Raw genomic sequence first — 13,398 nt, forward strand, 5'->3', positions numbered from 1 at the left:
TTTCTCCAGCGCAATCATCACAGCGGAATATTGCCGTGCTTACGCCACGGATTCTCAATTTTTTTATCTTTCAACATCACCAACGAGCGGCAAATGCGCTTGCGTGTCTCACTGGGAAGAATGACGTCATCTATAAAACCTCGCGCACCTGCGACAAATGGATTGGCAAATCGGGCTTTGTATTCGGCTTCCTTGGCTGCGAGTTTTTCTGGATCGCCTTTATCCTCGCGAAAGATGATTTCCACCGCACCCTTGGCACCCATGACAGCGATTTCTGCGTGCGGCCAAGCAAAGTTGACGTCGCCGCGCAAGTGTTTGGACGCCATCACGTCATAAGCACCGCCGTAGGCCTTGCGTGTGATAACGGTAATTTTGGGTACTGTGCATTCAGCATATGCGTAAAGCAATTTGGCACCATGCTTGATGATGCCACCAAACTCTTGCGAAGTACCTGGCATGAATCCGGGTACATCCACAAAGGTAAGTACAGGAATATTGAAGGCATCGCAGAAACGGACAAAACGACCGGCCTTGATGGAACTCTTGATATCCAAGCACCCAGCCAATACCAAAGGTTGATTAGCCACGATGCCGACTGTTTGACCGGCCATGCGAGCAAAACCAATCAATATGTTTTTTGCATATTCGGGTTGCAGTTCAAAAAAGTCACCATCATCCACAGTCTTCAGAATCAACTCTTTCATGTCGTATGGCATGTTGGGGTTGTCTGGCACCAACGTATCCAAACTCAGGTCCATGCGTTCTGTTGGGTCACCACTGGGACGGACAGGTGGTTTTTCCCGATTATTTAACGGTAGGTAGTTGTACAAACGGCGCAACATCAACAAGGCTTCAACATCATTGCTAAAAGCCAGATCGGCAACACCGCTTTTGGTGGTGTGCGTTGTAGCGCCACCTAACTCTTCTGCGCTCACCTCTTCATGAGTGACAGTTTTTACTACGTCAGGACCAGTGACAAACATGTATGAGCTGTCCTTGACCATGAAGATGAAATCCGTCAATGCAGGTGAATAAACCGCACCCCCTGCAGAAGGCCCCATGATCATGCTGATCTGGGGCACTACACCGCTGGCCATTACATTGCGCTGAAACACTTCAGCATATCCGCCAAGAGATGCCACGCCCTCTTGGATACGGGCGCCGCCTGAATCGTTCAAACCAATCACCGGGGCGCCGACTTTCATGGCCTGATCCATGATTTTGCAGATTTTTTCGGCATGAGTCTCTGACAACGCCCCACCGTAAACCGTGAAGTCCTGGCTGTAGACAAACACAAGTCGACCGTTAATCATGCCGTAACCGGTAACTACGCCATCACCAGGTATCTTGCTGTCTTGCATACCGAAGTCGGTACAACGGTGCTCGACAAACATATCCCATTCTTCAAAGGTGCCTTCGTCCAACAACACTTCCAAGCGTTCACGTGCGGTCAACTTGCCTTTGCTGTGCTGAGCAGCAATTCGTTTTTCGCCTCCACCCAGGCGAGCAGCTGCGCGTTTTTCTTCCAGCTGATGAATGATTTCCTGCATATCAAATCCTCTTTGGTTTTCTATTTAGCTTCAAGTAACAGGCCGCGATGCCAAAGATAGCAATTGTCGGGCAGCTGTAGAGGCAGCGATCCGACCGGCCAATACTTCCTGCTGCATTTGTGACAGTACAGCAGACACACTTGCATGCTGTGTGAAAGCATCTTTCAATCCTGACTGTATACGCTCGTTCATCCAAGTCAGTGCCTGAGTTTGACGGTGACTGATCCATAGACCGCTGTCAGTTTGAACGGTTTTGAACTTCATCACCTTGTCCCATAATTCAACCAAGCCACTGCCATTCAAAGCGCTTAACCGCATCACCTGCGCCTGCCAACGTGGTGTTGCCTCACTTGGGTGATGCCCCAATAAATGCAACGCGCTTTGAATGAATGATTGCGCGCGTGATGCTGCGTCTTCATCGATATCTGTCTTATTGATAATTATCAAATCTGCCAGTTCCATCACACCTTTTTTGATCGCTTGCAAATCATCCCCTGCATTCGGTAATTGCATCAGCACAAACATATCTGTCATGCCAGCAACAGCAGTCTCGCTCTGACCCACGCCAACCGTTTCAACGATCACAATGTCATATCCCGCAGCTTCACACACCAACATGCACTCACGGGTTTTTTCAGCAACACCACCCAAGTTGCCACTGCTTGGACTGGGACGAATAAATGCGCTGGCATGAACGGACAAATGCTCCATGCGGGTTTTATCACCCAAAATAGAACCACCCGACACACTGGAAGAAGGATCTATAGCCAAGACTGCTACTTTGTGGCCTTGTTCAATTAACCACAAACCCAAGTTTTCAATCAATGTGCTTTTTCCCACACCTGGTACACCGCTTAATCCGATACGTAAACTCTTTCCAGAGAACGGCAACAATTGTGTGAGTAAGTCGTCTGCTTGTTCGCGGTGATCAACTCTGGTGGATTCAAGCAATGTAATAGCTTTAGCCATGGCACGTCTTTGGGTCAAGTTGTCAGAACCCAATATGTCAGCAAGCAAGACGTTGGTATGGGAAGCCATCAAAAATACCGATGATCGGCTTTAGCCGGCCAGTGCCTTATTGATTTGTTCCAGCACATCTCTGGCACTCACTGGAATGGGGGTGCCAGGACCGTATATGCCCTTCACGCCAGCTTGGTAAAGAAAGTCGTAATCCTGACGTGGAATAACACCTCCAACAAACACAATGATGTCATCCGCACCTTGTTTTTTGAGTTCAGCAATGATTGCAGGCACCAATGTTTTATGGCCAGCTGCCAACGTAGAAACCCCTACTGCATGCACATCGTTTTCAATAGCCTGTCTTGCACATTCTTCAGGGGTTTGAAACAACGGCCCAATGTCCACGTCATATCCTAGATCAGCAAAAGCGGTGGCTACTACTTTGGCTCCACGGTCATGGCCATCTTGACCCAGCTTGGAAATCATGACCCGCGGACGCCTTCCCTGCTTTTGTGCAAACAAGGCAATATCTGTTTTCAATGCGTCCCAATAGGCCATGGTGTCTCCTTCATGCGCACCACCATCGTATGCAGCTGCATACACGCCACTGATTTTGTGAGTATCAGCACGGTGACGGCCAAACACTTTTTCTAATGCATCACTGATTTCCCCCACGGTGGCGCGTAAACGCACTGCCTTGATCGACAAGTCCAGCAGGTTAGAACCGCCATTTTGTGCGGCCTGTGTCAACGCTTCCAATGCGTTGGTCACAGCGGCGTTGTCTCGAGATTGCCTGATATGGTGAAGTCTCTTGATTTGCGAATCGCGTACCTTGACATTATCAATGTCCCTTACCTCGACGGTATCCTCGGTAGACAGTTTGTATTTGTTGACACCCACAATCACATCTTGGCCAGAGTCAATTCGCGCTTGTTTATCAGCAGCAGCAGCTTCAATTTTCAGTTTTGCCCACCCAGAACCCACAGCCTTGGTCATGCCGCCCATGTGGTTGACTTCTTCAATGATTTTCCAAGCCTCATCAGCCATATCCTGAGTCAGCTTTTCCATCATGTAACTGCCTGCCCATGGATCAATCACATTCGTGATGTGGGTTTCTTCCTGAATAATCAGTTGGGTATTGCGTGCAATGCGTGAAGAAAATTCAGTCGGCAACGCAATAGCTTCATCAAAGCTGTTGGTATGCAAACTTTGTGTACCACCAAACACTGCCGCCATGGCTTCGATAGTGGTGCGCACTATATTGTTGTAAGGATCTTGTTCGGTCAGTGACCAGCCTGATGTTTGGCAATGGGTCCTAAGCATCAAGCTCTTGGGATTTTGGGCACCAGCTTCTTGCATGATGCGACACCATAGCAGTCGCGCTGCACGCATTTTGGCAACTTCCAAATAGAAGTTCATGCCTATGGCCCAAAAGAAAGACAAGCGAGGCGCAAACGCGTCAACGTCCAACCCTTGATTCATAGCGGTACGCACATATTCCTGACCATCAGCCAAGGTCAACGCAAGTTCCAATGCTTGGTTAGCACCCGCCTCTTGCATGTGATAGCCGCTGATGCTGATGGAATTGAATTTAGGCATATGCACAGCTGTGTACGCAATGATGTCTCCGACAATACGCATACTCGGCTCGGGCGGATATATGTAGGTGTTGCGCACCATGAATTCTTTGAGAATGTCATTTTGGATGGTGCCACTGAGTTGATCTTGCGACACGCCCTGCTCTTCAGCAGCCACTACATAGCCGGCAAGCACTGGCAACACTGCCCCATTCATAGTCATCGATACAGACACTTTGTCCAAGGGTATCTGATCAAACAAAATTTTCATGTCTTCGACAGAGTCAATAGCCACCCCGGCTTTGCCGACATCACCAGTCACACGCGGATGATCTGAGTCATAGCCACGGTGTGTTGCCAAATCAAAAGCTACAGACACACCTTGCCCACCCGCAGCCAATGCTTTACGGTAAAAAGCATTGGACTCTTCCGCCGTAGAGAAACCAGCATATTGCCGGATGGTCCATGGACGCACCGCATACATGCTGGCTTGCGGTCCACGTAAAAAAGGTGCAAAACCCGGCAAAGTATCGGTATAAGAAAGCGATGCTGTGTCCTGCGCGGTATATAAAGGTTTGACAGTGATGCCGTCTGGCGTCAACCAGTTCAGTTTATTCAAGTCCCCACCAGGGGCAGACTTAGCAGCGGCCTTCTCCCAATCGGAAATACTGTACTTAGCGAAAGTTTTTTTATCAATACTCATGGACATTCAACAAGAATTAAAGTTTCACGCAATCTGCAAAGTAATGGGTAACGCCGTGTTCATCTTTTTCTTCAACCAGGCCATGAATATCAGTTTCAAACCCTGGGCATTTCAAATTGAATTCACGCGCGAATTTTAAATAATCAATGATCTTCTTATTAAAAACTTCGCCAGGAATCAATAACGGAATGCCGGGCGGGTAAGGCGTTACCAGACTGGTCGTGATGCGCCCGAGTAAATGGTCAATGGGTACTCTCTCGGTATTGCGATGTGCAATTTGTGAATATGCATCGCTTGGTTTCATCGCTGGCTTCAAATCACTCAAGTACATCTCTGTTGTCAACCGCGCAATATCATACTTGGCATATAGCGTATGAATGTAGTGACACAAATCGCGTAAACCCATGCGTTCATATTTAGGGTGTTTTTGACAAAATTCAGGCAGGATGCGCCACATGGGTTGATTGCGGTCGTAGTCGTCCTTGAACTGCTGCAACGCAGTCAGCAATGAATTCCATCGGCCTTTGGTGATTCCGATAGTAAACATAATAAAAAAACTGTAGAGCCCAGTTTTTTCAACAATAACCCCATGCTCAGCCAGAAACTTGGTCACGATGCTGGCTGGAATACCTACGTCATCAAACTTACCGTCCAAGCGCAAACCCGGCGTGACAATCGTTGCCTTGATTGGGTCAAGCATATTGAACCCATCTGCAAGATCTCCAAAGCCATGCCAGTTAGGTGCATCGGTTTTTTTGATACGCCCTTTTTTCTCTGCCTTGATCACCCAGTCGTCAGCTCTGCCAACACCGTCTTCCACCAAGTTATCAGGACCCCACACCTTAAACCACCAGTCCTTACCGTATTCCGCGTCCACTTTGCGCATGGCGCGACGGAAATCCAAAGCTTCAGCAATGCTTTCTTCAACCAATGCAGTGCCACCGGGTGGCTCCATCATGGCCGCGGCCACGTCACAACTGGCAATGATGCTGTATTGCGGACTGGTACTGGTGTGCATCAAATACGCTTCGTTAAATAAATGCCGATCGAGTTTGTTTTTCTGTGAGTCTTGGACCAATACATGGCTAGCTTGGCTGATACCTGCAAGCAATTTATGCACCGATTGGGTGGAATACACCATGGCTTCTTTGGGTCGCATACGCTTTTTTCCCATGGCGTGAAAGGTGCCGTAGAAAGGATGGAAAGCCGCATGAGGTAGCCACGCTTCATCAAAATGAAGATTGGGTATATAGCCGTCAAGCATGTCCTTGATGGCTTCAGTGTTGTACAAAACACCATCATAGGTAGATTGAGTCAATGTCATGACTTTAGGCTTGATCAATTTAGCATCTTGGCCTTTGAGTAATGGATTGGCTTTGATCTTTGCTTTGATGGCCTCAGGTTCAAATTCACTTTTAGGAATAGGCCCAATGATGCCGAAATGATTTCTGGTTGGCTTGAGAAAAACCGGTATGGCACCGGTCATGATGATGGCATGCAAAACCGATTTGTGACAATTGCGATCGACAACCACAACATCGCCGGGAGCTACTGCGTGATGCCAAACAATTTTGTTAGAAGTACTTGTGCCGTTGGTGACAAAGAAGCAATGGTCAGCGTTAAAAATACGCGCAGCATTACGCTCACTTTCACCTATGGCGCCATCGTGATCCAGCAACTGACCGAGTTCTTCCACCGCATTGCAAACGTCAGCCCGCAACATATTCTCACCAAAAAACTGGTGAAACATTTGTCCCACTGGACTTTTTAAAAACGCAACGCCGCCCGAATGACCTGGACAGTGCCACGAATAAGAACCGTCTTCAGCATAATCAAGTAAAGCTTTGAAAAACGGTGGCTGAACACCTTCAAGATAACTTTTGGCTTCACGGATAATGTGACGCGCGACGAATTCAGGCGTGTCTTCAAACATATGAATGAATCCATGCAATTCGCGCAATATGTCATTGGGCAAATGACGCGAGGTCTTGGTCTCACCATAAACATAAATGGGTACATCTGCATTTTTCCGTCGTACCTCGTCAATAAAACTGCGCAGGTTCAACACAGCGGGATCCAAATCAGGGCCGGGCGTGAACTCCTCATCATCAATGGACAAAATAAAAGCACTTGCACGAGACTGTTGCTGAGCGAATTGACTCAAATCACCATAGCTGGTGACGCCCATGACTTCATATCCCTCACCTTCTATGGCTTGGGCTAGGGCGCGTATACCCAATCCTGACGTATTTTCAGATCGAAAATCTTCATCAATGATGACGATAGGAAAGCGAAATTTCATTAACAGCTCCAGCCCTGGATTTGAGCATTGATGTAAAACAATAAAGTGTACCCTCCATGCCGACTGATACAATTAGAAAATTAGGAGAGGTGGATGAGCGGTTTAAGTCGCACGCCTGGAAAGCGTGTGAGGGTTAATAGCCCTCCGCGGGTTCGAATCCCGCCCTCTCCGCCAATGCACCTTACTTACTGATTCATAAACCCCTTTCATGAACCTTTACGAGCAACTTAAGTATTTTCTTAAAATACCCACAAGTTTGTGTTTGATTCATGACTAAATAGTCGCTTTTCGTTTATTGATTATTTTCTTTTAAATTTACACCCCAAAACAACGAAGAAGTTGAATATTTATTAGTAAGGCCAAGTTGACCTTTGACAGCTACGTTCTGGGCATTGACATAGGTTCCGAACAAATGATCCCAGATAGAAAAATAAAATCCAAAATTACTGCTTCCATAACGCTCATCAATATGATGGTGCACAAAATGCATGCGTGGAGTTACCAGAAAAGCTTCCAATTTATTGGCATAAGGTAAATAAACATTTGAATGCGTTAAGTGTTGACTGCATATGTCAATGACGACAACCGTATAAAACACCCAAGGCTGATCAGACAAAAGGAAAATAGAAGATGTCAGCATACCAGGGAGAATCACCATCAATATATGCACAGGTGAACCGCGAACTCCAGCAACCCAATTCAAGGATTGAATGGAGTGATGAAAAGCATGAACACGCCAAAAGGTCTTGGTGTGCATCAGACGATGAAAGCAGTATCCTAAAAAATCAGTGACTATCAAATAAGCAGGGATTTGGAACCACCATCCCCAGTGGTCTACTGCTCGATGAAGTGCAAGGTGAAAATCTGTGAAGCTTATAAATACATATTTAATTACTGGTGTTAAAAACAATTCAAATAATCCGGAAAATATTAATGCAGAAAAAATAAGCGAATAATCAAGATAGGTGATTTTAAGATTTGAATATTCTTCCATGGGAAAATATTGAGAGATTAACCAAAATGTCAAGCCTAATAAAATAAATATACATACTCTTATTAGCGCATCTTCGGAAAAAATTTGATTTATATAATCCATATTTTTAATTTAAGTTTTTAATTGATAAAGAATTAGTAATTTGAATATAACAATATTCTGAAATTTCTTTTTTATTTGAAAATTCAGGAGCAGCAGGCAGTACTGTGACCTCTGCAATCAATGGTGCATGTTCAAAGATATTTTTCATGCATTCAATCAACGTCATATCGCCAAAAAAAGCAGGCGCACTTGAAACCTGATTGTATTTATCAAGATATCTTATTGCTACTGGTACTACAGGTGTATTAGCCAAAATTGAAGACTGAAACAAGTTGGCTTTAAAAGGTAATATTTCCGCTCCATCTGTTGAAGTGGCTTCGGGGAAAAAACAAATAGCTTCTCCACCCCTAAGCAAGGGCACCATTTGGTCAACTATTTTTTTTGTGCCTGTTCTAGGATTATGTAAATCAATGAAAAGAGAACCGGCAGCTTCTGCCATTTTGCCAATGAGTGGCCAACTAAAAACCTCAGAGGTTGAAATGAATCTACAATGTATAATTGATTCCAGAACTTGTATGTCAATCCAAGAAATGTGATTGGATACCAAACTAAACCCTCCCTGGATTGATAGATTTTCAGGGTTCACCAAATCTATAGTAACGCCAAAAGATTTCAGTACCTTGTCTGACCATTTTTGAATATATATTTTTTTCCAATTTGCTGATAATAAAAAAAAGAACAATCTACTAACTATGGCTGCTTCAACAATCAATGAGAAAATTTTCAACCAAAAAATAAAGAGCTTTAAAAATTTTTTCATCACACCATTTATCAAAAAATTATTTCAATTATTTATTGCAGTTACTTTCAGTGAACTAACAGTAACTTATTCGAGAAGATGAATTCTAAACTGCTTAACATCGAGTGGACAAAAGACCCGAGGGTTATTGAAGATGTACAACGCTTTCGCTTCAAAGTATTTGTCGAAGAGTTTTCTATTACTTTTACAGATAATTTTCATGACATGGATATTGATGATTTTGATCAAGTCTGTGATCATTTGGTAGTCAGAGAAACGACAGAAAACAGCATAGTCGGGACTTACAGACTAATCACTCCAGCTGCCGCAAAGAAAATAGGCAGTATGTACTGTGACTCATTATTTGATTTGAGTCCTATCCATCACCTAAGGGATCAGATTGTCGAAATTGACAGATCTTGCATCGATAAACAATTCAGAAATGGCTACACGATACTTTTGCTTTGGAAAGAAATATACAAGTTTATTCTGAACTCAAGCCATCAATACATCATGGGTTGCTCAAGTATTTCTCTTGCTGATGGTGGCTTGTTGGCATCCAATGTTCATCAGCAATTGATAGCTATGAATCGGTTTTCTAACAAAATAAAAATTAAATCTAAACACCCTATTCAATTATCAGAAAACCTTGCTCACAACGATATGTCTATCCCAGCTATTCTCAAAGGATATTTGAATGTAGGTGCCTCTATTTGCAGTGAACCAGGTGTCGATCCATTGTTTAATACTGTAGATTATTTAACCATCTTAAAGATGACTGATATGAATTCAAAATATGTCAAAAGATTTTTAAGATAATTTATTTTCAATTCAATTTATAGCTTTATCGAATTTTTAACAATAATGAACCCGTTGAAAGTCTAGCCTCTAATTTTTCATGCGCTAGATAGGCATCTTGTAATTCAAATTCTTCATATGCTGGATTTTTCAATACACCATCAAAATATGCTTTCCAAATACGCTGTGCACGCTCGTCCAATAATTCTTGAGTCGACACGTAATCAAATACAACCGGACGTGAAAAGCTTAATGATTTTTGTACCAACCAATGAGGAGATATTTCGTTGATAGATCCTGTGGCTTGTCCAAGACTGATCCAATGTCCGCATTTTGCCAAAGCAGCAAAATTTTCTTCACGTGCCTCTTCACCAAGTCCATCAATGATAACGTCAGCCCCTTGGCAAATGGAATGAACTGCATCGCTAAATTGGTAATTTTTGCTGACGACAACATGATGACACCCATGCTCTCTTGCAATTTTTGCTTTTTCCTGCGTTGAAACAGTTCCAATAACAAGAGCACCTAAACTATTTGCCCAAGCGCATATCAACTGGCCAACGCCACCTGCTGCAGCGTGTACCAAAAGACGAGTGTTTTTTTTGACATGACCAAGGTCACGAATCAAGTAATCTGCGGTAACACCTTTTAACAATAAAGCAGCAGCTACTTGATCAGAAATTCCTGGTGGAATTCGAGTTGTACTAGATACTGAGACATTACGAACTGTGGTGTATGAACCTGGTACTGGAGACATATACACAATCCTGTCACCAGGCAGCAAGCTTGTGACGCCTGGGCCGACATCAATGACCTCACCTGCGGCTTCCATACCGGGAGTTCCGGGCAATGGTAAAAAATCCGGGATCCAACCTTTGCGAAGATAAATATCTAGATAATTCACACCTACAGCAGTTTGTCTGATGCGTATTTCACCAAATGCTGGTGGTGGTACTGTGACTGCTTCGTATTGCATCACTGTAGGTAGTCCGTAATCTCTGATACGAATAGCATTGGCTTGAATTGACAGACCTGTAGCTGAGGCTTGTTTATTCGTTTCAACAGATCGATTATGAAGTTGTCCTGAGGAGAGAAAACTTTTTAAATTAGAAAAACCTGCTTCGTAAACGCCATGAGCTACCATGTCGCGTAACTGGGTTTCCATACCAGGTGGTGCCTCAAAGCTTGAGGCCCAATGCCAAAATGTTCTATTCCCATCAGTAACAGGCTTTAAGCTGACTGTGGCTACATAACGAATCAACGGAACTGTTGCATCTATGATCGTATAGGTACTGATGTAGTCTTTATCGGAAAGGCTGATCAACATTTCACGAATATGATTACCATCAGCTAGTGTGAAATTACGAACACAGCCTACTCGATCAGAGTGTTGGTTGTCCTCTATTTCACTTTGTGCGACCACACTGTGCCATTGATCGTGACTGTTAAAGTCTCGAAGAATTGACCAGACCCGATCTATGGGTGCATCAATAATGCTGGAACGAACGACTCGCTGTAAGCCCATCAACGTCGACTGGCAAAATAACGCTTTAGCGCATCAAATCCAACTTGAAATACACCTTGTCCAATCAATTGGGACAATTCACTTTCCCGACTGGGTACGCAGTCAAATTCCGCACTCCATTCTGCAAAGCAACGTCCACCATCGGTTACTGGAGTTAGCTTCAATGTGGCTACGTAATTTTCAACCCCCATTGGACTTTCAAGAATACTGTAGCTGCAAGTGAAATCATAGTCAGATAAAGCCAAAAGACGCTCTCGTATTAATCCTCCATCGCGCAAATGGAAATAACGAACACAACCTATACGATCTGAAGGTTGATTATTTTCAATGCGACTATCCGCAATACTTGGATGCCAAATAGGTAGCGCATTGAAATCGCGTACACGAAGCCATACAGCTTCGGCTGTCGTATCAATCACACTCGATGTATAAACTTGAATCACAAACTTATTCCTTGATCGCAGGTGTATCGCTCATGCCTGCATTGGCTCCAGAAACACCAGAAACCAAGCGTTGAATATCACCACCTTCTAGCCCTATTTCTTTAAGCAATTGATCCACGATTGGTGCTTGCGCTCTGAAACGCAACGCTGAATTCACAATACCATCAGCAAATCCAGCTTGTCCGTTTCCGTCACTGCCGTGACCGCTACTGCCACCCAAACCATCTACATGCATGATTTTGATGCCTTCTATCCGCTCCATAGGACGAACAGATTCGCGAATAATTGCTTCAGCTTTTTCTACCAAGCGCATACGCAAAGCCGATGCCCTGGCTTCAGTTGATAAAGTATTGTGAGCATGATTCATCAGAGATAGTGCCTCAGCTTCCACTTCGGCACGGATTTTTTGGGCAATAGAGCGGATTTTGTCTGCATCTGCTTCAGCTTCAGCTTGTGCCCGTATGGCCAGTCCACGACTTGTACTGGCCGTATTTTCTGCCTCAGCTGTTTGAACAATTCGCATTGTTTCGCGCTCAATATCTTGTTGAGTGGCAATCAGTTCTATTTCTTTGCGTCGATTAGCAATTTCAACTTCACGCGCAGTGAATACTTTTTCTTCAGCCGATACAGCAAGAGCTCGAGCAGTATCGGCTTGGGCTTGAGCTTCGCTGTGGTGCTTGCTCTCAAGGGCAATGGCAATCGCACGCTGTTGTTCTGCCAGTTCAAGGGACTTACGGCGCTCAATCTCAATGGCTTGAAGTGCTTGCTCTTTGCGGATACGTTCTTGTTCAATCGTCTGATCAGAATGAATTCGAGCACTTTCAATAGATTGCCTAGCCAAAATTTGGGCGCTTTCTGATTCACGCTCTCTCTCAGCTTGCTCGGTTCGTAATTCAGATCGTTGTCGCGCACGGGCAAATTCCACATCTTGGGTTTGCTCAATACGCGCAAATTCACTTTCCTTGTCTATTTGGAGGGATAATTTTTCAGCTTCTAAATTTTTATTGCGAATTGCAATCATGGTATCTTGCTCAACATCATTACGCTGTTTTTTTCTTCGCTCAATTTGTTCAGTTAAACGAGTTAAACCTTCTGCATCGAAAGCATTGCTTGGATTGAAATATTCCATGCTGGTCTGATCAAGTTGAGTCAATGATGCAGCTTCCAATTCGAGACCATTTTTCGTCAAATCTTCAGCAACCGCTTCTCTCACCCGTCGAACATAAGCGCCACGTTTTTCATGTAGCTCCTCCATTGTCATATCAGCAGCTGCAGTTCTGAGGGCATCAATAAATTTACCTTCAATCAACTCTTTAAGTCTTTCAGGTTCAAGCGTTCTTAGGCCTAATGTTTGCGCAGCCGCTGCGACAGAAATTGAATCAGCAGCAACACGAACGTAAAACTCAGCTATGACATCAACTCTCATCCGATCTTTAGTGATCAATGATTTATCTTTACCACGAACGACTTCAAGTCTCAATGTATTCATATTGACTGGAATCACGTCATGGAGAATTGGCAGAACAAATGCTCCTCCATCAACAACAACTTTTTCTCCGCCAAAGCCTGTACGGACAAAAGCTCGCTCTTTGCTGCTTCGCAAATACAACCAGTGCAATAACCAGACCACCACAGCAACTACGATTGCAACAACAATCAGTCCGAGTAGAAATTCACCAAATTGAGAGCCAGTCATGGAATTTTC

The 13,398-nt window shown here is 44.3% G+C and carries 10 protein-coding genes and 1 tRNA gene; 2 read left to right on the forward strand and 9 right to left on the reverse strand.

The genetic code is table 11. The annotated features are described in order from the left end of the window. Positions 1 to 17: 17 nt before the first annotated feature. Genes AC9UG7_RS12690 through AC9UG7_RS12705 form a run of 4 tightly spaced genes read right to left on the reverse strand, consistent with a single transcriptional unit; the run spans position 18 to position 7,092 of the window. Positions 18 to 1,550, reverse strand: a complete 1,533-nt coding sequence (locus tag AC9UG7_RS12690; RefSeq protein WP_509588421.1) for an acyl-CoA carboxylase subunit beta — start codon at positions 1,548 to 1,550, stop codon at positions 18 to 20. Between the two features lie 30 nt (positions 1,551 to 1,580). After that, positions 1,581 to 2,588, reverse strand: a complete 1,008-nt coding sequence (gene meaB / locus AC9UG7_RS12695; protein ID WP_509588423.1) for a methylmalonyl Co-A mutase-associated GTPase MeaB — start codon at positions 2,586 to 2,588, stop codon at positions 1,581 to 1,583. Between the two features lie 21 nt (positions 2,589 to 2,609). Continuing rightward, positions 2,610 to 4,790, reverse strand: coding sequence for a methylmalonyl-CoA mutase (scpA, locus tag AC9UG7_RS12700; protein WP_509588425.1), 2,181 nt, complete (start codon positions 4,788 to 4,790; stop codon positions 2,610 to 2,612). A 16-nt stretch (positions 4,791 to 4,806) separates the two neighbouring features. Then, positions 4,807 to 7,092 carry an Orn/Lys/Arg family decarboxylase gene (locus AC9UG7_RS12705; RefSeq protein WP_509588427.1) on the reverse strand — a complete coding sequence of 762 codons (2,286 nt, stop codon included), beginning with the start codon at positions 7,090 to 7,092 and terminating at the stop codon, positions 4,807 to 4,809. 83 nt (positions 7,093 to 7,175) lie between these two features. Between AC9UG7_RS12705 and AC9UG7_RS12710 the strand changes: the two genes are divergently transcribed. After that, positions 7,176 to 7,266 (forward strand) — tRNA-Ser (locus AC9UG7_RS12710). Positions 7,267 to 7,384: 118 nt separating this feature from the next. Here AC9UG7_RS12710 and AC9UG7_RS12715 read toward each other — a convergent pair. Then, on the reverse strand, positions 7,385 to 8,188 hold the full coding sequence (locus AC9UG7_RS12715; protein ID WP_509588430.1) for a sterol desaturase family protein: 804 nt from the start codon (positions 8,186 to 8,188) through the stop codon (positions 7,385 to 7,387). A gap of 4 nt (positions 8,189 to 8,192) precedes the next feature. Continuing rightward, on the reverse strand, positions 8,193 to 8,948 hold the full coding sequence (locus AC9UG7_RS12720) for a lysophospholipid acyltransferase family protein (protein ID WP_509588433.1): 756 nt from the start codon (positions 8,946 to 8,948) through the stop codon (positions 8,193 to 8,195). Positions 8,949 to 9,026: 78 nt separating this feature from the next. On the opposite strand from AC9UG7_RS12720, the gene AC9UG7_RS12725 reads away from it, so the two are divergent. Further along, positions 9,027 to 9,746 (forward strand): GNAT family N-acetyltransferase, encoded by a 720-nt coding sequence (locus AC9UG7_RS12725; RefSeq protein WP_509588435.1) that lies wholly within the window; start codon positions 9,027 to 9,029, stop codon positions 9,744 to 9,746. 25 nt (positions 9,747 to 9,771) lie between these two features. Here the strand turns inward: AC9UG7_RS12725 and AC9UG7_RS12730 are convergent, their stop codons facing one another. Genes AC9UG7_RS12730 through AC9UG7_RS12740 form a run of 3 tightly spaced genes read right to left on the reverse strand, consistent with a single transcriptional unit; the run spans position 9,772 to position 13,389 of the window. Continuing rightward, the gene (locus AC9UG7_RS12730) at positions 9,772 to 11,250 is read right to left on the reverse strand and encodes an SRPBCC family protein (RefSeq protein ID WP_509588437.1); all 1,479 of its coding nucleotides are present in this window, start codon (positions 11,248 to 11,250) and stop codon (positions 9,772 to 9,774) included. Beyond that, complete coding sequence (locus AC9UG7_RS12735) at positions 11,250 to 11,693, reverse strand: SRPBCC family protein (RefSeq protein ID WP_509588439.1); 444 nt, start codon at positions 11,691 to 11,693, stop codon at positions 11,250 to 11,252. Before AC9UG7_RS12735 ends, AC9UG7_RS12730 begins: the two co-directional genes overlap by 1 nt. A 4-nt stretch (positions 11,694 to 11,697) precedes the next feature. Then, the gene (locus AC9UG7_RS12740; protein ID WP_509588441.1) at positions 11,698 to 13,389 is read right to left on the reverse strand and encodes a flotillin family protein; all 1,692 of its coding nucleotides are present in this window, start codon (positions 13,387 to 13,389) and stop codon (positions 11,698 to 11,700) included. Positions 13,390 to 13,398 lie beyond the last annotated feature (9 nt).

This window comes from Limnohabitans sp. (assembly GCF_046052765.1).
GTDB lineage: Bacteria > Pseudomonadota > Gammaproteobacteria > Burkholderiales > Burkholderiaceae_C > Limnohabitans.

Excerpts from the sequence above, each read along its gene's own strand:
- AC9UG7_RS12715 (WP_509588430.1), bottom strand. The coding sequence starts at position 8,188 with ATGGATTATATAAATCAAATTTTTTCCGAAGATGCGCTAATAAGAGTA.
- AC9UG7_RS12725 (WP_509588435.1), top strand. The coding sequence starts at position 9,027 with ATGAATTCTAAACTGCTTAACATCGAGTGGACAAAAGACCCGAGGGTT.
- AC9UG7_RS12720 (WP_509588433.1), bottom strand. The coding sequence starts at position 8,948 with ATGAAAAAATTTTTAAAGCTCTTTATTTTTTGGTTGAAAATTTTCTCA.
- AC9UG7_RS12730 (WP_509588437.1), bottom strand. The coding sequence starts at position 11,250 with ATGGGCTTACAGCGAGTCGTTCGTTCCAGCATTATTGATGCACCCATA.
- AC9UG7_RS12690 (WP_509588421.1), bottom strand. The coding sequence starts at position 1,550 with ATGCAGGAAATCATTCATCAGCTGGAAGAAAAACGCGCAGCTGCTCGC.
- AC9UG7_RS12740 (WP_509588441.1), bottom strand. The coding sequence starts at position 13,389 with ATGACTGGCTCTCAATTTGGTGAATTTCTACTCGGACTGATTGTTGTT.
- scpA (WP_509588425.1), bottom strand. The coding sequence starts at position 4,790 with ATGAGTATTGATAAAAAAACTTTCGCTAAGTACAGTATTTCCGATTGG.
- AC9UG7_RS12705 (WP_509588427.1), bottom strand. The coding sequence starts at position 7,092 with ATGAAATTTCGCTTTCCTATCGTCATCATTGATGAAGATTTTCGATCT.
- meaB (WP_509588423.1), bottom strand. The coding sequence starts at position 2,588 with ATGGCTTCCCATACCAACGTCTTGCTTGCTGACATATTGGGTTCTGAC.